18 protein-coding genes and 1 tRNA gene are annotated in these 23585 nt (G+C 45.3%); 14 read left to right on the forward strand and 5 right to left on the reverse strand.

Annotated elements, in window-relative coordinates:
• Positions 1–158: 158 nt before the first annotated feature.
• The 9 genes from PHE24_05160 to PHE24_05200 all read left to right on the forward strand — a co-directional run bounded on the left by PHE24_05160 (position 159) and on the right by PHE24_05200 (position 12775).
• Complete coding sequence (locus PHE24_05160; protein MDD4902494.1) at positions 159–464, forward strand: hypothetical protein; 306 nt, start codon at positions 159–161, stop codon at positions 462–464.
• Between the two features lie 546 nt (positions 465–1010).
• The gene (gene nrdR, locus PHE24_05165) at positions 1011–1481 is read left to right on the forward strand and encodes a transcriptional regulator NrdR (protein ID MDD4902495.1); all 471 of its coding nucleotides are present in this window, start codon (positions 1011–1013) and stop codon (positions 1479–1481) included.
• 64 nt (positions 1482–1545) lie between these two features.
• On the forward strand, positions 1546–3681 hold the full coding sequence (locus tag PHE24_05170; GenBank protein ID MDD4902496.1) for a ribonucleoside triphosphate reductase: 2136 nt from the start codon (positions 1546–1548) through the stop codon (positions 3679–3681).
• A gap of 168 nt (positions 3682–3849) precedes the next feature.
• Positions 3850–3999, forward strand: a complete 150-nt coding sequence (locus tag PHE24_05175; GenBank protein ID MDD4902497.1) for an anaerobic ribonucleoside-triphosphate reductase — start codon at positions 3850–3852, stop codon at positions 3997–3999.
• A 41-nt stretch (positions 4000–4040) separates the two neighbouring features.
• Positions 4041–4790 (forward strand): anaerobic ribonucleoside-triphosphate reductase activating protein, encoded by a 750-nt coding sequence (locus PHE24_05180; GenBank protein MDD4902498.1) that lies wholly within the window; start codon positions 4041–4043, stop codon positions 4788–4790.
• 89 nt (positions 4791–4879) lie between these two features.
• Positions 4880–5179: a hypothetical protein gene (locus PHE24_05185; GenBank protein ID MDD4902499.1), complete on the forward strand. Its 300-nt coding sequence runs from the start codon at positions 4880–4882 to the stop codon at positions 5177–5179.
• 424 nt (positions 5180–5603) lie between these two features.
• Positions 5604–6026 (forward strand): NUDIX domain-containing protein, encoded by a 423-nt coding sequence (locus PHE24_05190; protein ID MDD4902500.1) that lies wholly within the window; start codon positions 5604–5606, stop codon positions 6024–6026.
• A gap of 414 nt (positions 6027–6440) precedes the next feature.
• Positions 6441–11129 (forward strand): DNA polymerase III subunit alpha, encoded by a 4689-nt coding sequence (dnaE, locus tag PHE24_05195; protein MDD4902501.1) that lies wholly within the window; start codon positions 6441–6443, stop codon positions 11127–11129.
• 74 nt (positions 11130–11203) lie between these two features.
• Positions 11204–12775, forward strand: coding sequence for a hypothetical protein (locus PHE24_05200; GenBank protein ID MDD4902502.1), 1572 nt, complete (start codon positions 11204–11206; stop codon positions 12773–12775).
• 464 nt (positions 12776–13239) lie between these two features.
• Here PHE24_05200 and PHE24_05205 read toward each other — a convergent pair.
• Positions 13240–13326, reverse strand: a tRNA-Leu gene (locus PHE24_05205).
• A gap of 249 nt (positions 13327–13575) precedes the next feature.
• On the opposite strand from PHE24_05205, the gene PHE24_05210 reads away from it, so the two are divergent.
• From PHE24_05210 to PHE24_05225, 4 genes are all read left to right on the forward strand, one after another.
• Positions 13576–14346, forward strand: a complete 771-nt coding sequence (locus PHE24_05210; GenBank protein ID MDD4902503.1) for an AAA family ATPase — start codon at positions 13576–13578, stop codon at positions 14344–14346.
• A gap of 44 nt (positions 14347–14390) precedes the next feature.
• The gene (locus PHE24_05215) at positions 14391–15272 is read left to right on the forward strand and encodes a ParB/RepB/Spo0J family partition protein (GenBank protein ID MDD4902504.1); all 882 of its coding nucleotides are present in this window, start codon (positions 14391–14393) and stop codon (positions 15270–15272) included.
• A gap of 550 nt (positions 15273–15822) precedes the next feature.
• The gene (locus PHE24_05220; GenBank protein MDD4902505.1) at positions 15823–17259 is read left to right on the forward strand and encodes a MiaB/RimO family radical SAM methylthiotransferase; all 1437 of its coding nucleotides are present in this window, start codon (positions 15823–15825) and stop codon (positions 17257–17259) included.
• A 4-nt stretch (positions 17260–17263) separates the two neighbouring features.
• Positions 17264–18313, forward strand: coding sequence for a tRNA (adenosine(37)-N6)-dimethylallyltransferase MiaA (locus PHE24_05225; protein ID MDD4902506.1), 1050 nt, complete (start codon positions 17264–17266; stop codon positions 18311–18313).
• A gap of 179 nt (positions 18314–18492) precedes the next feature.
• Here the strand turns inward: PHE24_05225 and argC are convergent, their stop codons facing one another.
• The 3 genes from argC to PHE24_05240 all read right to left on the reverse strand — a co-directional run bounded on the left by argC (position 18493) and on the right by PHE24_05240 (position 21658).
• Positions 18493–19458: an N-acetyl-gamma-glutamyl-phosphate reductase gene (gene argC, locus PHE24_05230; protein MDD4902507.1), complete on the reverse strand. Its 966-nt coding sequence runs from the start codon at positions 19456–19458 to the stop codon at positions 18493–18495.
• A gap of 102 nt (positions 19459–19560) precedes the next feature.
• Complete coding sequence (locus tag PHE24_05235) at positions 19561–21036, reverse strand: hypothetical protein (protein ID MDD4902508.1); 1476 nt, start codon at positions 21034–21036, stop codon at positions 19561–19563.
• 145 nt (positions 21037–21181) lie between these two features.
• Entirely contained in the window at positions 21182–21658 is a 477-nt protein-coding gene (locus PHE24_05240; GenBank protein ID MDD4902509.1) for a hypothetical protein, read from the reverse strand.
• Positions 21659–21843: 185 nt separating this feature from the next.
• Here PHE24_05240 and PHE24_05245 point away from each other — a divergent pair, with 185 nt between their 5' ends.
• Positions 21844–22149 (forward strand): hypothetical protein, encoded by a 306-nt coding sequence (locus PHE24_05245; protein MDD4902510.1) that lies wholly within the window; start codon positions 21844–21846, stop codon positions 22147–22149.
• Positions 22150–22208: 59 nt separating this feature from the next.
• On the opposite strand, the gene PHE24_05250 is transcribed toward PHE24_05245, so the two are convergent.
• The coding region (locus tag PHE24_05250; protein ID MDD4902511.1) for an ATP-binding cassette domain-containing protein at positions 22209–23585 on the reverse strand (1377 nt) is incomplete at its 5' end.

Below are 23585 nucleotides of genomic sequence, written 5' to 3' on the forward strand. Positions count from 1 at the left end.
ATTTCATGAAAATAAATTTATTTTTTAAACAAGATAGTGTCATTATAGTATATCGGCTGATAATTTTCAACCGGGCATTGACGCCAATCAGCTGATATTATAAAGTTAATTCAATTAACAGGAAAATGCTCATTTTTTTTCAGCCGAAAGGGGACTTTATGGCAAATATGAGAGATATGGTTTTTCTGGAATTAAAATATTCCGGGGATAAAGACGTGAAGCATGGAGTGCCTGTCAATTTTATGCCTAAGCTCGCGGCAAAGTTAGCCGGCAAGGAATACTCGCTGTTTTCCGTGGGTTCGGCAGGACACAACTGCTATCCCGATCGGATACTCCTTGGTACGACTAACGTACGCGCGGATTTTCACAAACTGAATGATGATTTTAATGAGGCGGCAGTCGGCTTAGGCTGCGAAGATGGCTATGAGCCCGTAAGCCATTTTTTTCGAGAAAATCCGTACTAGCCGGGCGGCGGCTTGGACGGCCCGAGGATTATCGGGGCAATAAGATCAGAAAAGCGCGGGAGAAAATTCATCGCGCTTTTTCATTTTTCTGAGTTATCCACATTTAATTTTGCGTAATGGCAATGGGCGGGCCTGTGGATAATTATTTAGAAATAAAGAGGCTAATCTTTGTCTAAAATTTGGTGGGGAAGGGGATTTGACCGCGACTTTTTTTAGGTGTATAATATAATTAGATACCACAAGATATGGTGTTTGAGTGATGATTAAGACACAAAATACAGGATAAGTCAACTTCCCCACCCATCGAACTTGAGAGCAGTAAATTTGTTTGTAATATAATACGAATACCGCGAATTATTTTCGAATACTACGAACGCTACAAATCGAAAAACAGCTATTTCGCCGTCTGCAAATTTGCAGAAACTCGTAGTGAAGCATGGGTCAGTCCAGGGGATGAGGTTCGTTAAAATGTTCGTTGTATTCGCGAACAATTCGTAGTATTCGCATTATATACCCAATTTTTCTACTTATTTCTTGCTAGAATTTATGATTTGTCCGATCTGCTATTTTGAAGATACTAAAGTCATTGATTCCCGGGTGGCCTCTGACGGGCTTTCGATCAGGCGCCGCCGCGAATGCGAGAAATGCGGTTTTCGTTTCTCCACTTTTGAAGAAATGGAAATATTGGATCTGGCGGTTATCAAGCGCGATGGCCAAAAGGAAGCCTATAGCCGCGATAAATTGGTTTCCGGCTTGAAAAAAGCTTTGGAAAAAAGGCCGATTACTGATGATGATTTTAAAAAGTTGGTTCATAATATCGAGCGGGATATCCAGCAATTAAAAAAGAGCGAAGTGGAATCAAGCGAGATCGGCGAGATTGTAATGAAGCATTTGAAAGAGGCTGACGTAGTCGCCTATATCCGCTTTGCCTCGGTTTACGAATCATTTGAGAACGCCAAAGATTTTAAGGAGACTTTAAATAAAATTTTGGAGGATAAAAAGAAAAGTAAGAAGTAAGAAGTCAGAAGTGAGAAATCGGAAAATTTTCTTACTTCTAACTTCTTCCTTCTAACTTGCTGCTATGCCTAATATTATTTCGCAAATCCGCAAACGCTCGGGTGAAATCGTTGATTTTAACCGGGAAAAGATTACCAAAGCCATTAGTAAGGCGCAAGAATCAGTGGGTATTATTGATTCTGATCTGGCAGAAAAATTGACCAACCAAGTTGTGGACAAACTCTCAAGAAAATTCCATGCGCGCAGCATCCCGGCGGTTGAAGAAATTCAGGACATCGTCGAAGAAACCTTGATTGAAAGCAAGCAGATCCCGCTGGCTAAAGCGTTCATTCTTTATCGCGATCAGCATCGCCAATTGCGCGATTTGAACGCCAAGACCAACGATGAAAAATTGATGGAAGACTATTTGGGGCAGGCCGATTGGCGCTTGAAGGAAAACGGCAATATGAGTTTTTCTGTCCAAGGTTTGAACAATTATCTGGCGTCTTCCATTTCCGCCAAATATTGGCTGAATAAATTATATCCGACCGAAATCAGGAATGCTCATGTCAATGCTGATTTTCATATTCATGATTTGGGAATTCTCGCGCCATATTGCTGCGGCTGGAATCTGAAAGATTTATTAACGAGAGGCTTTACCGGCGTGGAGGAGAAAACGCAATCCGGGCCGGCCAAGCATTTCCGCAGCGCGCTCGGCCAGCTGGTTAACTTCCTCTATACGATGCAAGGAGAGGATGCCGGCGCCAACGCCATCTCCAATGTTGATACTTTATTGGCGCCTTTTATCCGCTATGATGGCTTGAGCCGGAAAGAAGTTAAGCAGGCGATGCAAGAATTTGTTTTTAATATGAATGTCCCGACCCGCGTCGGCTTCCAGACTCCCTTTACCAACATTACTCTGGATGTCAAGCCGACCGGAACTTTGGCTAAAGAATGCGTGGTTATCGGCGGCAAGATCATGCCGGAAAAATACCAGGATTTTCAGGAAGAAATTGATCTGTTCAACGATATTTTCGCCGAAGTGATGCTGGAAGGCGATTCCAAACACCGGATGTTCGCTTTTCCGATCCCGACTTACAATATTGATAAAGATTTTGAATGGGACAGACCGTCGCTTGCCAAAGTTTGGCAGATGACCGCCAAATACGGCATTCCTTATTTTTCCAATTTCGTTAACTCTGATATGAAAATTGATGACGCGCGGAGCATGTGTTGCCGCTTGCGCTTGGATAATCGCGAATTGCGCAAACGCGGCGGCGGCTTATTTGGCGCCAATCCTTTGACCGGATCAATCGGCGTGGTGACGATAAATTTGGCCAGAATCGGTTTTTTGTCGCGCGATAAAGAAGATTATAAGAAAAGGCTGGAGCGCGTGATGGATTTAGCCAGAGAAAGCCTGGAGATCAAAAGAAAAATAATCGAGAAATTCACTGATGACGGATTGTATCCTTATTCCAAGTTTTATTTGTCCGACATCAAAGAACGTTTTGGAAAGTATTGGCAAAATCATTTTTCCACCATCGGTATCAACGGCATGAACGAATCCTTGCTCAACTTCATGAAAAGGGATATCGCCTCCGTCGAAGGCAAAGCATTCACCTTGGAAATTTTGGATTTTATGCGCGAGAGATTGAAAAAATATCAGGCTGAAACCAATAATCTTTATAATTTAGAGGCGACTCCCGGCGAAGGCATAACTTATCGTTTCCCCAAAAAAGACAAGGAAATTTATCCGAATATTATCGTGGCTAACGAGAAGCAGGTCGTGGAAAAAGGCGCCGTTCCTTATTATACCAACTCCACTAATCTGCCGGTTAATTATACCGATGATATTTTTGAAGCTTTGGACCTGCAAGATGAATTGCAGACTAAATATACCGGCGGCACGGTTTTGCACGGCTTCTTGGGCCAAATGATTGACGATCCGGAGATGGCTAAACAGCTGATTAAGAAAATTTTCTATAATTACCACCTGCCTTACATTACTTTGACGCCGACTTTTTCCATCTGCCCTAAACACGGTTATTTGTCGGGTGAGCATAAATATTGCCCCAAATGCGACGAGGAAATGGGTTACCGGGAAATTGCCAGCGACGAGATGATCGTGCGCCAGACCGGGATTGATCTGCCGCTGGAAGTTGCGACGGCTGAAGAAGTTCGCGTCGGCAAAGAGCGGGATATTATCAAGGCAATTGCCTAAGGCAATTACAAATGACAAATTATAAATTACAAATTAAATTTGTTATTAATTTAATTAAAATAAAAATAATAAAAAATTAAAAAAATACGACTTAAATTATAAATTTTCAATGTTTGCCGGGTAATTTGTAATTTTTAATTTGTAATTTTTAATTTTTAACAGGGAGCTATGAGTCCCACAAAAATCGAAAGGCAAGAATGTGTTGTTTACAGCCGCGTCGTCGGTTATTTGGCGCCGGTCAAGAACTGGAACAAGGGCAAGAAGTCCGAGTTCGCCGACCGGAAAACTTTTTCCGTCGATAAAAAAGATTTTAATTAATTTTATAGTCGGTTAGCCGGTCCTAACCGGTGACACTTGCTATGAAGATCGGCGGTTTGGAAAAATTAAGTTTGATCGATTACCCGGGCGAAGTTTCAGCAGTAATTTTTACGATCGGTTGCACCTTCCGCTGCCCGTTTTGCTATAATCCCATGCTTGTCCTGTCCCAACAAGGGGATAGGAGTGGAAATACTTTGCCGCAAGGCAAAGAAACAGATCAAGATCATACTCCGTTAAACGAGGATGATCTTTTTCTTTTTTTAGAGAGCCGCCGGAAAAAGCTCGATGCGGCGGTGATTACCGGCGGCGAGCCGACCTTGCAGCCGGACTTGCCGGAATTTATCCGCCGCATCGGGGCCTTGGGCTATAAAATAAAATTAGATACCAATGGCACTGATCCGGCCATGCTCGAAAAACTATTAACGGATAAGTTGATAGATTATTTAGCCATGGATTTAAAAGCCGCGCCTGAAGATTATCCGCGCGCAACTGGTACTAAATTCGATTTTGAAAAGATTAATCAAAGTGTTAAACTGATTATGGAAAGCGGCTTGCCTTATGAATTCAGAACAACTTGCGTGCCGGGGTTTATTGATGCAGGCGGGATTGAAAAAATAGGGGAGTTGATTAAAGGCGCGGATAAGTGGTATTTGCAGAATTTCAAATCCGACACGGATTTGATCGACAATTCCCTGAAAGGCAAGCCCGGATTTACTTCGTCGGAGATGGAAAAGTTTGCCGAGATCGGGCGGAAAATTGTTAAGAGATGTGAAGTGAGGGGGACTAGTTAATTAGTTAATTGGTTAATTAGTTTACTAATTTTTATGTTTATAAAACAATAAACTTGTAAACTAATTAACTAATTAACCAATCAACCAAAATGGATGAAGATTTAAAGCAAAGTTTGGAAAAATTAACCAAGTTGTCCGAGGAAAATCATCAGATGCTTAAAAGCATCAAGCGGCATTTTATCTGGCAGAAGATTGTTTCCGTTTTTTATTTCATTATAATCGTCGGGCCGATAATTTGGGCGATCTTTTATCTCCCGCCGCTGATTAAGCCGCTCATCAGCCAGTATCAGGATCTCTTGGGCGTAAATCCGACCGGACAGATCAATCTGCAGGATATTCAGAAGAGTATCACTCCGGAGATGTTAAATAAGCTAAAGATGGGCCAATAATTACGATAATTTGGTCTCGTCCGAATCTCCCGCTAGAGGAGTCTGACGATTTTGCGCCGCATCGGCAGAATCCGCTCCCGCCAGCCGGCGGAGCGAGATTCTGCCGGAACAAATTGAGGGTTTCGCCCTCTTTTTTTTATTCAAAAGCAATGGTATAATCTCAACTAACAAGGAGGCATTTTGAGGGTCTTGAGGTGAATGCGCTTTCGTGGCGAAATTTTCAAAATTCGTAGCGAAAAATCAAAAAAGCGACAACGTTTATAGGTATATAAGCGGCGGAGTTTTTTTGATTTTGCAGCAGAATTTTAAAAATTGCAGCGGAAATGGCATTCGGCTCAAGACCCGGGATGCTTATTTTTTATATTTAACACACCCCATCCCGCCCCGGTGGCGGTCCACCCCTCTCAAGAGGGGAACAAAAAATATGGAAAAAGAATATGCTAAAGTTTTGGTTGCAGCTGATGTGATTGTTGAAAAAGATCGCCGATATTTATTAGTCCAAGAAAAGAAGAAATCAGCTTATGGTCTGTGGAATTTTCCCGCAGGCAAGGTTGAAGTCGGGGAAACAATTGCGGAAGCGGCAGTGCGCGAAGTCAAGGAAGAAACCGGATACTCGGTAAAATTAATCGGGGAAGTTATGATTATTCACGAAGACCTTGAGCATTGCGTGGAACATATTTTTGCCGGTGAAATAACCGATGGGGATTTGAAATTTCCTGAAGATGAAATTATGGATGCCCAGTGGTTTTCTTTGGAAGAAATTGAATCAATGAAAAACGCTTTACGGTTTGCTTGGATTTTGGAAGCAGTCATGAAATACGAAGAAACCTTTAAAAATTTTGTCTAACCATTAAGATGGTTTATTGATTTATATCCGCGAGCATTGGAAAATTTCCGTAATCACGCAGCGTAGAAGCCGTGCAAAATTGCGTTGTCCGAAGCCCAGCTCCAGTTTTCGTGAAAGAATATGATAAATTATTATCTTAAAATAGCTGTGATATTAAAAAATATTAAATTAAAATAATAAAACTGGGGCTGGGCAAGTATAGCAATTTTGCTAGGCTTCATAGCGGAGTGATAGGAAATTTGTCCAGCGAGCATTTTTTTGCGCCACTTTTTTTAAAAAAAGTGGCAAAGATTTTGATAATAATGTCAGTAATATACCCACCCCGCCTCGCCGGGCTCGGCACCCCTCCCAAGAGGGGAATGATTCCGCCCGACCCAAAAATTTATAATTTATCATTTATAATTTATAATTGACGTGTCCTTCGTCCATCTCCACAATCACACCCATTATTCCTTGCTCGACGGTCTGACCAAGATCGACGAGATGGTTAAGTATGCCAAAGAGCAGGGTTCGCCGGCGGTGGCCATCACTGATCATGGCACGATGTACGGCGTGATCGAATTTTACGAAAAATGCAAGAAAGAAGGGATCAAGCCGATCATCGGCGTGGAAACTTATCTGGCTCCCCGCGGCCGGATGCTCAAAGAAACCGTGGAGGACCGGGCCAATCATCACCTTTTGTTGTTGGCCAAAGATAATCAAGGCTATAAAAATTTGATCAAACTGGTTTCGGCCGCGCATCTGGAAGGCTTTTATTATAAGCCGCGGGTCGACTGGGATTTGTTGCAGCAGTATCACGCAGGTTTGATCGCCTGCACCGCCTGCATGGGCGGAGAGATTCCGCATTTGATCGAAGCGCGCCAGATGGAAAAAGCCAAGAAAAGAATTTTGGAATACAACGAACTTTTCGGCCAGGGAAATTTTTATCTGGAATTGCAGGATCACCCCAATCTGGAAGGCCAGGATTTTTTGAATAAAACCTTGATCGCTTTCGGCAAGGAGTTGAATATTCCGCTGGTCGCCACCAACGATATCCATTATTTCCGCAAAGACGACGCGGAAGCGCAGGACATTCTGCTTTGCCTGCAGAACAAGAAAAAAGTCGAGGACGAAGACCGGATGAATATGATGGGCACGGATTTTTCCATGCGCTCGAACGAGGAAATGATCGGGGCTTTCAGGGATGTGCCCGAAGCCGCGGCCAATACTTTAAAGATCGCCGAGTTATGCAACGTGGAGATCGAATTGGGAAAAGTGCAGCTGCCTTTTTTTCCCGTACCGGCCGGGTTTGATGAGATCAGTTATTTGGAGCATTTGGCTCATGAAGGATTGAAGAAACGCTATGGCAAGCCTTACGCCGAGATCGATAAAATAAAAAAAGACCGGCTGGATTACGAAATTTCCGTCATTAAGAAAATGGGCTGGCCGTCATATTTTTTGATCGTCGCAGATTTCATCAATTGGGCCAAGGATACGGGGATCATCGTCGGGCCGGGCCGAGGTTCGGCGGCCGGTTCGCTGGTTTGCTATCTGACGGGCATCACCAATATCGATCCTTTAGAGTACGATCTGCTTTTTGAAAGATTTTTAAATCCCGAGCGCATCTCCATGCCGGATATCGATACTGATTTCGCCGATACCGGCCGCGACGCGGTGATCCGCTACGTGGAAGGGAAATACGGCAAGGATCATGTTTCGCAGATCATCACTTTCGGGACGATCGCCGCCCGGGCTTCAATGCGCGATGTCGGCCGCGTGCTGGATATTCCTTATGATTTTTGCGACAAGCTGGCCAAGGCCATCCCGATGTTCACTGACCTGTCCGAAGCCCTGGAAAATATCAAAGAGTTCAGAGATCTGTATGACAAGGAACCGGATGCCAAAAAAATTATCGATTATGCCTTGCGTTTGGAAGGGGTTGCCCGCCATGCTTCCACGCACGCCTGCGGAGTTTTGATCACCAAAGAGCCGCTGACCGAATACGTGCCGATCCAATATGCCTCATCTTCGGATCTGACCGTGGTTTCGCAGTATTCTTTGCATCCGATCGAAGATCTGGGTTTGTTGAAAATGGATTTTTTGGGCTTGAAAAATTTGACCATCATCGAATCGGCGCTAAAGATCATTAAGCGCACCAAAGGAGCGGAGTTGAAGATGGATGAATTTCCTTTGAACGATAAAAAAACTTATCAGTTATTTCAGGACGGCGAAACTACCGGTGTCTTTCAATTTGAATGTTTATCCGGAGACACAATTGTTTCCAATACCACTATTAAAAAATTATATGAAAAAAGAAACAAAACAAAGCTTAATTCGGTTTATTTAGATCAGGGTAAAGTTCATAAAAATGAAATTGTCGGTATCGCTAAAAGCGGTGAAAAAGAAACTTTTTATCTTGTTGCGGAAAATAATTGGCAGATAAAGGCGACGAAAGACCATGGTTTCTTAACAGACGGCGGGTGGAAAAAATTAGGTGAAATAAAAAAGGGCGACAATATTTTAATTAAAGCGGACGCCAAACATTTGGTTTATAATCTTTGCCGAACTTGCGGCAAGCAAATAAGCGGACAAAAGAACGGGAAAAGCGAGTATTGTTATGCTTGTTCGGCGGCGTTATATAAAAATCCCGGCAAAAAAAAATCAAGGCGGAAAATTAAAGCGGCTAGAGTGGCCTTCTTTAGGCGCGGAGGCGTAACCTGGAATATCGGCTTGCGCAAGAATATCGACCAAAGGCTGGAAATGAGCGGGAAAAAAATATCCCAAGCATTAATCGGGCGCTCACTGGTAGATCGTTGCGGACGCGCCAAAGCCGATTTGATAAAAAAGAAGCTGTCGCGAAGATTCAGCGGCGCCGGAAATCCGATGTTCGGAAAAAAATCACCGCATCGCCGCGGCGGATTCAGAGAAGATCTGGGCCATTATGTGCGTTCATCATGGGAGGCGGATTTTGCCAGAATTTTAAAGCTGAATAAAATAACTTACGAATACGAACCGAAAACTTTTTCTTTGCGCAAACCAGACGGAAGGACGGTTAATTATACGCCGGATTTTTATGTAAAAGATCAAAATACTTTTTATGAAATAAAGGGGTGGATGCATGATCTGGACAAGGAAAAAATTGAATTGTTTCAGAACCAATATCGGCAGTATAAATTCACGCTGATTAATACGACTAAATTCGCCGAGCTGGCTTTGCAATATAAAAAATTAATCAACTGGGAGTGTCCCCGAATTCCGGTCGAAAGGCAATTTAAATTCATAAAAGTTAAAGATATTATCCCGGCCGGAAAAGAAATGACTTACGATATCGCTATGCGTCCGCCGGGAAATAATTTTGTCGCTAACGGCTTTTTGGCGCATAATAGCAGCGGTATGAAACGGTATTTGAAAGAATTAAAACCGACCGTCTTCGAAGATATCATCGCCATGTCGGCGCTCTATCGCCCCGGTCCGATGGAATGGATCCCTGATTATATCGCCGGCAAGCACGGCCAGAAAAGAGTGCAATATTTGCATCCGGTGTTAAAGCCGATCTTGGATAAAACTTATGGCGTGGCGGTTTATCAGGAACAGGTGATGCAGATCGCCCGCGACCTGGCCGGGTTCACTTTAGGCGAGGCGGATGTTTTGCGCAAAGCGGTGGGCAAAAAAATCTCCGAGCTTTTGGTCAAACAAAAGGAAAAATTCGTCGAGGGCTGCATGAAAAAAGGCGTGGCCAAGGAATTGGGCGAACAAATTTTTTCTTTTATCGAACCTTTCGCCGGCTACGGCTTTAACCGGTCGCACGCCGCTTGTTACGCGATGATCGGTTATCAAACCGCTTATTTAAAAGCCCATTATCCGGCGGAATTCATGGCCGCGCTGTTAAGCTCGGACCAGCAGGATATCGACCGCATCGCCATTGAGATCGAAGAGTGCCGCAATATGGGAATCAAAGTGCTTTCACCGGACATCAATGAATCTTTCGCGTCGTTTACCGTGGTCAAGGATGAAAATACCGGCGAAGAATTCATCCGCTTCGGCTTGAACGCGATCAAAAATGTCGGCGAACATATTGTCGAAGTGATCATTAACGAGAGAAAGGCCAATGGCAAGTATCAGGATATTTTTGACTTGCTGGAAAGGATCGTGGACAAAGATCTGAATAAAAAATCTTTGGAATCATTGACTAAATGCGGCGCGCTTGACCAATTCGGCGATCGCGGCATGTTTTTGGCCAATATGGAATCTCTGCTGGAATATAATAAAGAAGTCAGCCGCAATCGGGATTCCAAACAGAGCAGTTTGTTCGGCAATTCCGCGACCAATATGCCTTCCCGGATCAAACTCGACAAAGCGACGACGGTGGGTCAGCAGGAAAAATTAGCCTGGGAAAAAGAATTGCTGGGACTTTATTTGAGCGCTCATCCCTTTAATGATTTTAAAAAACATTTAGGAGATTTTGTATTTCCGATCAATAGTTTAGCCTCGCATCTTTACGAAGACGCGGTCCGTACCGCCGGCGTGATCACCGTCGTTAAAAAAATTATCACCCGGAGCAATAAGCCCATGCTCTTCGTCAAGATCGAAGATGCGGTTGCTTCCACCGAGCTCTTGATCTTTCCTAATCTCTATGAAACGACCGCCGAGCTCTGGCAAGAAGGCAGGGTCGTTTTGGCGCAGGGAAAAATTTCCGACAAAGACCAGGAGATAAAATTATTAGTGGACAAGGCGGCAGTCTTGACTCTGGATAAACTGGACGAATCGATCAATAATTTTAAAAATATCGAAGTCGCGGCCAGAAAACAGTTTAATGGCTACGGCAATAATGGCAATAATAACGGATTTTATCGTCCCCAGACCCGAGCCGCCAAACCGGCGGCTCCGGCAACGCCCCCGCCGCTTAAATTGATTTTCAAGCGCGATTTAAACGCGGACGAATCAGCCCGCTTAAAAGAGATTTTAACCAAAGCGTCAGGACAAAGCTTAGTTTACTTCAAAATAATCCGGAACAACGAACCGGTCATTTTTCAGGCCGGTTTTCGGGTGAGAAATGACGCTGATCTGACCGGCTTCATCAAAAAAGAATTTTCCGACTCGATCGAGGTTGTAGACGCCAAATAGCAAATATAGTATAATAAAGTTATAAACAAAAGCTCCAACTTTTCATTTTTTACTTTTTACTTTTAACTTATCATATGTCTTCTGAAAAAAACGATTCAATAACTTCGACCAAGATCAAGACCGTGGCGGTGAAACGGCGCATTGCCGAACCCAAAACCGAATTGGCAGAGCTAAAAGAGGACGAAAAATTGCCGAAGAAAAGCAAGTTGTCCGTGCGGGTGGTCGGGCGAGAGCTTAAAGTAAAAGAGAGCGACCTGGCGGCTGAAGTTAAAGAGGAAAAAAAGATCGCCACCGAAACAACGCGGCTTGAGCCGGGAAAAAAATCCGCCTCCGCCAAGGCTTCCCCTTCCGCTAAAGCTGCGGGGGACAAGACGGCGGAGAGGGGAGAAAAGAAAGCCAAGAAGCATGAGAAAGATTATTTTCATCGCGTCAGTCATCGCCTGGAAGAATCTAAGGCTGAATCAGCTCATCATCATGGCAAGGAAAAGAAAAAGGCCAAGCGCGAAACAGTGTCGCGCCCGGTCGGCGTTTATCGCAAAATATCGGTATTTTTTATAATTTTGACCTTAGCTTTGCTGGCCGCCGCTTTTTATTTTTTCCTGGTCAGCTTGACGGTCGAGGTGACGCCCAAAACCGAAAGGATCAGCGACCGGCTGAATATCATAGTTACCAATAGCGCGCCAAATCAGGCGGCGGCCAATCTTGCCAACGCGGCCAATGTCGCGGGAGCGGTTGAACAAATTCCGGTCAAAGAACAAAAGACTTATGGGGCCACGGGCGCCAATATTTTGGGGCAGGAAATCATCGGCAAAGTCAGCCTGATCAATAATTACAGCCAGGACAAGACTTTAGTGGCGACGACGAGATTATTGACTTCGGATGGAAAATTATTCCGCATTAAAGACAAGGTTTTTATTCCGGCCGGCGGCTCGGCCGAAGTGGAGATCTATACCGACGAACCAAGTTTGGAGATGGCTATCGGTCCGACCACCTTCACTATTCCCGGGCTTTGGGCGGGCTTGCAGGACAAGATCTATGCCAAGTCGAAGACTGCTTTTGTTTATCGATCCAATGTGCAAAAATTCGTCCAAAATTTAGACATTGAAAAAGCGATGCAAGATATCAAGGAATCCCTGGTCAACAAAGTCAACGCGCAATTTACCAATAATTACAAAGGTTATGATAAAGTCATCGTCCAGGTGGATAAAAATTCTTTAGTGGCCTCGAGTTCGGTGAAGGCGGGCGAGAAAGTCGATTCTTTCAATCTGGCGCTTTCCGCCAATGTCGACATCGCGGCCTTTCAGACCGCGGATGTTAAGAAGCTGGCCGAAGCCAGGCTCGTTTCCGTAATGCCGGCCGGGGAAAAATTCGTCGGCCTGAATCAAAACGAAATACAGTATAATGTGACCAGCGCCGATTATAAAAATGGCGCGGTGAACCTGGAAGTTCCGATCGCGGGGACTATGGCTCTTTCCGATATTGATAACGCGGTGGATAAGACCAAGCTGGTCGGATTGACCGCGGCGCAGATCAATCAATATTTGCTTGGCCTGGACAAATTTTCCGACATCAAATTGACTTTTATGCCGTCGTTCATTCGTAAAGCGCCGAGCCTGGTGGACAGGATAAAGATCATAATCAAGTAATAAGTAAAAAGTAATAAGTAAGAAGCAATAAATTAGAAGCAAAAAGCAGAAAAGTCCCCTCCTCGGGAGGGGTGCCGAGCATGAGCGAGGCGGGGAGGGTTTATTCCCGACATTATTATTCTGTCATTCCCGTCCCCGTTGTCACGAGGATAAACTCCGGCGGGAATCCAGAGTACGAGCACAGTCAACATCTTTGCCACTTTTTTAAAAAAAAGTGGCGCATACAAACCACCCCCAAACCCCTCCTTGGAAAGGAGGGGAGACGCGCTGGACAAATTTTGGGACGCTTCGCTATGAAGCCGTGCCCCGCCGCAGGCGGGGCGCGGTTTCCCTGTCCGCCTTGGGAGGATACTCTGCGTGCTTTAACGGAAATTTTCAATGCTCGCTATAAGGAAGTTTATTTATTTGTTTAAATATAAAAAACGGCGAAAATAAAAACTGGTTTTAAAACCAGTTTTTATATTTGGTGGGCATGGTGGGAATCGAACCCACATGAGATCGCTCTCACACGATTTTGAGTCGTGCGCGTCTGCCAGTTCCGCCACACGCCCGGATTAGTATCTGGTATTAAGTATTTGGTATTTAGTATATTCTAAAATTTTAACATTTTCTATAAAAAAATTGCTTTTCTTTTAGCAACAAATATTATTATATGACATCCAAAATAAATTGTCAAAGGCAGGAAAATAGTTTATAATAAATGCAATACTAATGCCATACGAATACATACTAATATAACGAATAAGTGTTCAGGAAGCATTCGTGAGATTAGTATGCATTCGTAGATTAGTATTGCATTTATGGGTAAGATCATCGCCATCGTCAACCAAAAAGGAGGTGTCGGCAAAACCACTACCGCGGTTAATCTGGGGGCGTATTTGGCGCAAGCAGGCAAGCACGTTTTGTTGGTCGATGTCGATCCGCAGGGCAACGCGACTTCCGGTTTGGGCATTGACGCGAAGGAATTGGAACATGGCCTTTATGAAGCTTTGACCGAGCAAAAAACCATTTTTGAGATCATCAAGAAAACCAAGCAGGAAAAATATCATCTGGCTCCGTCAACGCCGGCTTTGGCGGGCGCGGGAGTTGAATTGGTCAATTTGGAGGATCGCGAATTCCGCCTCCTGCGGCTCTTGGAAGCGATAAAAAACGAATATGATTATATAATCGTTGATGCTCCGCCTTCGCTGGGACTTTTAACCATTAATAGTTTAGTTGCCGCCGATGAAGTTTTGATCCCGGTGCAGAGCGAATATTATGCCCTGGAAGGCCTGGGTCAATTATTGGAAACGATCTCTCTGGTGCAAAATAATTTAAAGCCGAGTCTGGGAATAATGGGCGCGGTCATCACCATGTTCGATGCCCGCAATAAATTATCATCTTCGGTGATGGGCGAATTGTATCAGTATTTTCCCAATCGCGTTTTTCGTTCGGTGATTCCCCGCAGCGTCCGCCTGGCCGAAGCGCCGAGTTTCGGCCGCTCGATTCTGCATTACGATCATAATTCCAAAGGCGGCCGCGCTTACGAGCGCTTAGCCCGGGAAATAATTGATTTAGAGCAAAGGGTGTAAGTGCTAAATTTTTTACTTTTAACTTTTAACTTTTTACTTACTATATGGCTTACGGCTTAGGCAGGGGATTGTCTTCTTTAATTCCACCAAAAAAAGAAAGGTCAAGCGCGGTGATCAAGCAGGACGAATATTACGCGCCCATGGCTGGCGTTGCGCCGGGAGACGGCGTGCTGCAGGTAGCGCCTGACGAGATCGAGGCTAACCCAATGCAACCCCGCAAAAGTTTTTCTGAAGTTGACATCAATGAATTGGCCGAGTCGATCAAAACCTATGGCATCATTCAGCCGCTGATTGTCACCCGCAAGGGCGGCCGTTATGAATTGATCGCCGGCGAACGCCGCTTAAGAGCGGCTAAAGTTGCCGGTTTGGATAAAGTTCCGGTGATCGTCCGCGATTATGACCAGCAGAAAAAATTGGAGGTGGCTTTGGTGGAGAATCTGCAAAGAGAAGATCTGAATCCGATCGATCGCGCCGGCGCCTATCGGCAATTGATGGATGATTTTAATTTGAGTTTGGAAGATGCGGCCAAAAAAGTCGGCAAGTCGCGGCCGCAAGTTTCCAATACCTTAAGGCTTTTATCGCTGCCGGAAGAGATCCGCGCCGCGCTTTCCGGCGGGAAATTAAGCGAGGCTCACGCGATCTATCTTTTAGGGCTTGATTCGGAAGTCAAGCAATTGCAGGTGTTTCGGAAGATTTTACGGAATGATTGGACTGTCAGAGAAACCAGCCGGCAGGTGCGCAAGATCGGCGGCACCAAGGAATCGCGCATCAAGGATGATCCGGCCGATCGCTCTCGCGAAGCCGCTTTCCGCTCCTTCTTTGGCGCCAAAACCGAGATCAAGCGCGCTAACCGCGGCGGCAAGGTCATTATTGATTTTTACAGCGACGATGAATTGGCGGAAATGACACGGAAAGTGAAAAGTTGAAAGTAAAAAGTTATAAAGTTGAATGTTTTAAAGTTGAAAGTAGGGTAATATAGTTTAGCAAAGATCCGCGCTTAGGCGGACTTTGTTTTATGGGGCGATTGACGCGGCGGCTAAGATAACTTAAAATAAAATTCCCCGCTCTGGTTTTTGCCAAAGCGGGGTGAGAGTTTCGCTCCTGATGACGCGATGTGCGCGCCTGTTTGTTTAGTGGAAGAGCTTTTGGCTCAAAAGGTTGCCAGAACTAATCAAATGGCAGAGCCTTAAACAAGGCGGAGATCCTTCGCCGGAGCTTTTTCCCCGGCGTCCATACTCTCAAGCATTTAAAATAATAGGGTAAATTTATTTTTTTGTCAAAACTAAATTTAAATAAAAACCCCGTCTAGCTTGAGACGGGGGCGGGAAAGCCTTAATATTGCCGCTTTGGACATATCTCCTGCCGGGAGGACGGAAGGAATGGCCCCTGGCAACCGTGATGTTTGGATGCCCCCTTTCCCTGTATGGATATATATTATATTTTGATTAAGACATTGTCAATTTAATAAAATAAATCATGAAAAAGTCTTACCATATTATCACGATCGGCTGCCAGATGAATATTTCCGATAGCGAGCGGATCGCCGCTTATTTGGAATTCTATGGCTTTAAACCCGAATCAGACCGCGCTAAAGCTGGTTTGGTAGTTTTGAATACCTGCGGCATCAGGCAGAAAGCCGAAGACCGCAATTACGGCCTGATTCCCGCGATCAAGAAAAAAAATCCGCGCGCCAGAATAATCCTGACCGGCTGTCTCTCGGAAAGAAAAGACGTGAGGCGAAGACTGGAAGAAGTCGTGGATATCTGGCTGCCAATAAAAAATTTACCCCGACTTTATCGCGAACTTGACTTAAAAAAAGTCCCCTCTTGCTTGCCCCGCAAAGCGAAGCGATGCGCGGGAGAGGGGTGCCGAGCTTCCCCTCTTGGGAGGGGTGGACGCGCCTCGCGGACGGGGTGGGTTGGCGAGGCGGGGTGTGTGACGCCGGGTTCAAGTGACTATTTGAATATAACACCTAAAATAAGTTCCGATTTTTCCGCCTACGTGCCGATCGGCAACGGCTGCGATAATTTCTGCTCCTATTGCGTCGTGCCGTATGCCCGCGGGCGCGAGGTCTATCGTCCGGCCGGCGTGATTATCGCGGAAGTGAAGAAATTTATTGATCGGGGATATAAGGAGATTGTTTTGATCGCGCAAAACGTGAATAGTTATGAAACCATGATCACCAAAAGTGATTTGAAATATTTTCCTAAGAAAAAGATTGGCCAGGAAATATTTTTCCCCGAGATACTTGATGCCGCCGCTAAATTGCCCGGAGATTTTTGGCTGAGATTTTTCACTTCCCATCCGAAAAATATGAGCGATGAGCTGGTCGCGGTGATGAAAAAAAATTTCAAGATCTGCCGGCAGATCCATCTTCCGGCGCAATCTGGCGACGACCAGATTTTGGCGGCAATGAACCGTAAATATACCGTTAAGCATTATTTGAGTTTGATTAAAAAATTAAGAACCGCCATGCCGGAAATTGGAATTTCCACGGATATTATTGTTGGTTTTCCCGGCGAAACCAAAAATCAATTCGCCAATTCGGAAAAATTAATGCGAGCGGCGAAATATGATATGGTTTATCTGGCTCGTTTCAGTTCGCGGCCTGGCACGGCAGCGGCCAAATTGAAAGATAATATTTCGGCCAAAGAAAAACAGCGGCGCGAAGAAATATTAAATGAAATTTTGAAAAAAACTGCTTGGAAAAATAATCAGCGGTATCTGAATAAAGCGGTCAAGGTTTTAGCTGAAGAAAAAAATAAGAGAGGGGAATGGCTGGGCAAAAATGAACAATTCATTACGGTAAAAATTTTGGGCTCGGCTAAAGTTGATTTAAAAGGCGAATTTGCTAAAGTTAAAATTACCGAAGCCAAAGATTTTGGGCTCACTGGCAGCTTAGTAAAATATTAAGAAAATGAATAAAAATAATAAAAAAATTATTGTAATATTAGGCACAACAGCGTCGGGCAAAACTTTGCTCGGGGTGGCTTTGGCGCGAGAATTCAACGGCGAAATAATTTCCGCCGACAGCCGCCAAGTCTATCGCGGCCTCGACATAGGTTCAGGCAAAGATTTGTCCGAATATGGCGAGAAAAATTCCCCTCTTGCTTGCCCCGCAAAGCGAAGCGATGCGCGGGAGAGGGGTGGACGGCCCCTGGCCGGACGGGGTGTGTTAAACTTGAACGAAACGTCTATCTCGTTTGTGCTGCATCATCTTATTGATATTGCCGATCCAAAGGAAATTTTCAGCGTAGCCGAATATCAGAAACAAGCTTTCGCCGCCATTGAAGATATTCTACAGCGCGGCAAACTGCCGATCATCGTCGGCGGTTCCGGCCAATATTTGGAGGCAGTAGTAGAAAATTATCAATTAACCGACATCAAGCCGGATATGGCGGCTAGAGCTGAAAACGAAAACAAAACCACCGAAGAATTATTCGAAGAATTAAAAAAGAAGAACCCTGCTTTTGCCGCAAAATTAAATAATAGCGACCGGAATAATAAGAGAAGATTGATTCGATATTTGGAAGTCGCAAATAATTCCCCTCTCGAGAGGGGTGGACGGCCCCTGGCCGGACGGGGTGTGTCAAACGGCCGCCAGTACGAATTTTTATTGATCGGTCTCACTTGGTCTAAGGAAGCTCTGGCCGAGCGGATCCACCGCCGCCTGATCGACCGTCTGGAAAAAGAGGGGATGATCCAGGAGGTGAGCGATCTGCATGACAAAACCGGCCTAACTTGGGAACGTCTCGAATCTTTCGGTTTGGAATATAAATTTATCGCTCAATATCTGCAGGAAAAAATAGATTACGATCAAATGGCCGAACTGCTCGACCGCGCCATCAATCAATTCGCCAAAAAACAAATGACTTGGTTCAAACGCTGGGAAAAGAAGAGAAAAATTAGTTGGTTAAATGATAAAATCAAAGCGGAAAAAATGGTCGAAGATTTTTTGGAGAAATAAATGGTATTCAACCGCAGGGCAGGCACTCGCCCCCATCTTTTCTAAAAGGTATCCTCGCTGCAAGCGGACGAGGTATTTATCATCGCTCGCTCGGAAATAATCCCCGCGAGGCGCGGGATTATTTCACTCGCTTCGCTTGATAATAAAAAGGCGGGCGCATTGACGCACCCGCTTTGATTTTAAAGAAGTCCGGTGGTTTCTTCTTTGCCCAGCATCAGATTCAGACATTGGACAGCGTTGCCGGATGAGCCCTTGCCGAGATTATCCAGCAGAGCCACGATATTTATGACTCCGGGTTTGCCGTAAACGTGGATTTCCACGCGGTTGGTATTGACGAGCGCTTGGGCCGAAAGTCCGTCGCCGATTTTTTCGGTTTCTTCCTGACCGGCGACTCTGACGAATTTTTCTCCCCGATAAGTTTTTTCTAATTCCGAGCGGATCATTTCGGGGGTAAAGAAGCCGCGATCATCGCTAACCAGCGAAACGCCAACTTTCATTCCTTGATACAACTTCTTTTCGACAAAAGAGAGGAATGTCGGTTCCCGTTCCAGAAATGAATATTTTTGCATTTCCGGCAGATGCTTGTGGCCGGCATTCAGGCTAATTTCACGGCAGCATACTTCAGTGGCCGAATTTGGCGGCAGAGATTTATACTTTTTGATCATTTTTTTGCCACCACCGCTAAAACCGCTGATCGACCAGCAAAAGACTGGGAGCTTAGGATCGATCAGGCCGGAAAGCGATAAGGGATTAAGTATCAATAGCACTGCCGCGCTGTGACAGCCGGCGCCACTAACGCAATTGGCAGTCTTGATCAACTCGCGGTATTTCTCATAGCTGCGGTTTTTTTGGCGCAATTCCGGCAGGCCATAGACCCAATCCAGGCGATGGGCGTTGCTGCAGTCGATGATCTTAGTCCGCCGCCTATCGATAAATCCAGCCGCTTCCCGGGCCGCGGCATCAGGCAAGCAGAGAATTGCCAGATTAATCTTGGTGTCATGATAGAATTTTTTCTTGGCTTCCGAATCCTTTCTTTTTTTCGGATTAATCTTGATAATTTCGAGATCAGACCGATGCCTTAGCCGTTTCTGGATTTTTAATCCGGTCGTGCCTTCGTCGCCATCAATAAATATTTGGGGTTTCATGAATGTCCCTTCTGATTGTTAAATGTGCGATCAGAGAAATATAACAATCATTGAGGCCATTGTCAATAAAAAAGCGGACTTTAAGGGTCCGCTTTACTCTTTTTAAATCAGAACTTCGCGATGCGGGAAGCTGATGCCGCAATAGCAGCAGCGTAGTGCATTCGCTTCGTTGATAAACTCGGTGGCGCATCCGCCGTCGGAATTATTGGTGATGCAGGCTGGATTGCCGCATTTGCCGAACCCGACCGCGATTGGTGAGGCCTTGACTTTGTACTGGATGTACTTTCCGCTCCGCACGTCGTTAAAGGTTATCGTAGGACAAAGCGCTGACATGGCCAGCATGAGTTTTTCGGGAATATGCTGGTCGTGAAGAATAAGGATGTCTTTTTCTCCCATTCTGGTTGGCCGGCATTTCTCGAACAGTCCCGTCGTTCCGACATCGCCGATAACTCCGTTTTTGATCAAGAAATTTCGGAAGACGATGCCCAGACCGGCTTGAATACGATCGACTATCACGCCTTCGTCAGTAATCAAACTGTAAAGTGTTTCTTTTTTCCCTTTTTCCCTCCTGTCTTTAAGATAATCCGCTACCGACATTTGTGGTTTGCCTACCTCGATCGAATTTTTATGAATATGATCAAAGTTGGCGAGGTTACGGTTTTTTCGGGTTTCGTGGAGAAGAAAAGTTCTGTTGAAGACGCCCATCCTGACTTCCAAACTAAGGGCCAGGCGCGGATCGGTTTCCAGATCGTCCGAGAATTCCGTGTTAAAAGGCTGCGGATGGCAGAAAATTACGTCTTCCGGAAACATGCCGATGTTTTCGCCGGTGACCCTGAATTTGCCTTGCGCTCTTTGCAGGGCGACAACATCGTTTCCGAACCGCTCGAATTGAACCCGAAATCCGACATTCACCCGGCAAGGTTTCAAAAATTCCAGCTTATCGCCGGCATGGAATCGGTTACCGAACATCCTGACGAAATAATCGGGCAGGGAGGATTGTTCATCAGAAGCCGTATAAAGCTCGCCGCCGAATTTATTGATCAGGATGGCTTCCGAATGAGCGACGCGGCCGTACTTCAGATCGCCGAAAAATCCGTAAGGGAAGCCCGTCAGTCTGCCGACGCGCTTCAAAACCGTGGCCGCGAATTGCATGGCCTGAGTCGGATGTTCCTGGCGTCCGTCACCGGCGTTGATCACGCTGATGTCGTAGCCCAATTGCTCGGCGCGACGCGCGATAAAGCGCTGCGCCCCTTCGATATGGGTGCGTAGCACCAGAGTAGTCGTGAAGGTGTCAAACAGATTCTTGGCAAAGCGCCAGAGCGGCTCGCCTTTTTTGAGCGAAGTCATCTCGGCAGTCGGCGGTTGGAAATAATCCCAGCCCAGCCGCAGGCAGGCCTCGTGAAAGGAGGAAATGGTGCGCGTGCTTGGTTCTAAAATCGCCAAAGTTGCTTTCTCCCGCCGTCGGCTTTTGATAATTTTCTTTTTGCCATCATGGAGGGCAACGGTCTGGCGGGCGATCTCCTCCAAGTCTTCGCGGCTGAAATCATTGATTGAAAGGACATGGCGAAAAGGCTTCATTATTGTTCCTCCCGGATAAGGGTGAATTCATTTTTAAAGTACAGGGTTTTCATTTCAATTTACCTAAAAATATCAGTTTGGTCAAGGGCAAAAATATAAAAAAGCGGACCTGTTTTTCGGCCCGCTTTTAGCGATCGCTTGACGATCATTTTTTCCTTATTTCCACGGAAACGGGTATTGATCCTCGATTATCGTCATAACAAGAGCCTCGAAAAAATTGGCATGGGCCCATATTATCATTGGCGCCAAGATAGAGATGCCCGCTATTTTCGGCGATAATTTTTGTCCCCGAGCCGATAAGAAAATATTTTCCCGAACCGATGCGGCCGATCACCGCGCCGATCGGACCGAAATAATTTCTTCCGTTATATTCGCTTACCGGGCACTCGCAAAGATCTCCACTACCGTCCGGCCCGACTGCGCCAAGGCCCATATCCCAGATTCCGGAGGCGGAGAAGATCAGTGTATCGCCAATGTCGACTTTCAGGTTTTTGCATTTTTGAGCCCGATGGCGAGCGCTGACATTGAAAGTCCCGGTTCCATCGTCTGATATGTCGCAAGAAGTGAACAGAAATAAGAGCAAAAGCGAGCAAAGGACCGGGAAAAAGGTTTTTGTTTTCATGAGACACCCCTTTGAAAATTGTTTGAGGATTGCGTTTCGGCTTTGACTATAAAAGAGCTATTCGAATTAATTTAGTACTAATTTTTATTTATGTCAATTAAAGTATTGACTTTGATAAATAAACATGTTAATGTCATAAGTTCTTTTTACAAAGATATTTTCAACATTTTCGAAAGGAATATATTATGGATTGGCCGCCTTTTTCAGTTAGCGCCGCGGGTAAGTCATATGACGAAGCAACCTTTAAAGTTGTTAACGGAATTTTCTCCTGTTTTCACTCCGCGTTTCTTACTTCCCAAGATTCGGAAAATGTGGCAAAAATAACGTGGGACATGCAATTTTTTTATAATTTTTTCATTAACGACAAAGTTGATCCTGTCGATTGGATGCTGGGAACATTGAGATCGGCCAGCGTCGAAGCAAGGAAGGTTGGCAGAACGATAATCGTTGTGCAAGAAGATTGGCTGTCCCGAGTAGGGGGACGCGCCTAAAAAGTTTAATCAAGGCAGGGTTTTTCGCAAGAGAACCCTGTCGTTTTTTTATAGATCATTTAGCTGACCTTGAGCCATTGGTCTTCTTTTTCGGCGATCATCTTTTTGACTTCTTCCAGCTCTTGGACTTTGGCCGGGTCGTAGTTGACTGGATTTTCCAGAAAATATCGCAAGAGCTCCAGCTGTTTAAGATTAAGTCTGTCTAATTTTTTTTCCAAAGCGGCTGCTTCTTTTTGCGCGGCTCTTTTTTGTAAATAGTCATCATTCCTTGCCGCCGGCTTATTTTCTTTGGCCGGTTTTGTTTTATGTTCTTGCTCCAATTCTTTTTCCAGATTATCCACGTAATCTTCATAAGTTTCCAGACAACGGGCAGTTACGCCGTTTTTTATTTCCATCAAGCCGGTGGCAAGCAGATTGCTGAAAGTCCGGTCGTGAGAGGTGAAGATGACCGTGCCGTTGAATTTCATCAGCGCCGAACCTAAAGCTTCGACAGTTTCAAAATCAAGATGGCAAGTCGGCTCGTCCAAAAGGAAAATGTCCGGCTTGGATAAAAGCAGCCCGGCCAGAAGCAAGCGGGATTTTTCTCCGCCGGAAAGGACGCTGATTGATTTTTTTAATTCATCGTCGCGGAACAAAAAATCACCGGCCATTTTCAAGACCGCCTGGGTTTTCAGGTCGGGCGTCGCCATCCGCTGCAAGAATTCGCCGACCTGTTCCTTGCCGATCAAGTTATCGATCGGATCCGGCCCGTGATAGGCGATCTTGGTATTGGCCGACCAGTGGAAAGAACCGCTAAGAGGCGGCAAAAATCCTGCCAGGGTGCGTAATAGAGTGGTCTTTCCTTGCCCGTTCAAGCCTAAAATGGCCAGTTTTTCGCCGGCCGGCAGATCCAGGACGATATTTGATACTACTGGTACGTTATCGTAGCCGATGGCCATATTCTTGATGCGCAAGGCCAGATTATGGCGTTTGGGCGCGGGCGGAATACTGATCCTGGTAATGCCGGCTTTATGCTCGATAGTGATTCGTTTGGCTTCGATCTTATTTATTTTTCTCAAGAAAGCTTGGGCTTGCTTGGCGTGAGAAGCGCTATAGCGGAAGCGGTCGACAAATTCCTGCATATGTTCTTGCTGACGCGCCAATCCTTTGTTCTGTTTGATGATGGTCGAAAGTTTTTGCTCTTTGAAGACCAGATAATTTTCGATATTGCCCGGATAATGATAACAGCCGGTCTTTGATATTTCGATGGTCTCGTTGCAGGTGCGTTTCAAGAATTCGCGGTCATGAGAGATTATCAGGAAACTGCCGCGATAGGCGCGCAGATAATCTTCTAGTAATATCAGGGTATTAAGATCGAGATAATTGCTCGGCTCGTCGAGGAGGAATAGATTCGGGTCTTTGAGAAGCATGGCCGTCAGGCGCAAGCGCATGCGCCA

Source organism: Patescibacteria group bacterium, assembly GCA_028707065.1.
Lineage (GTDB): Bacteria > Patescibacteriota > Patescibacteriia > Patescibacteriales > WJLG01 > JAQTUZ01.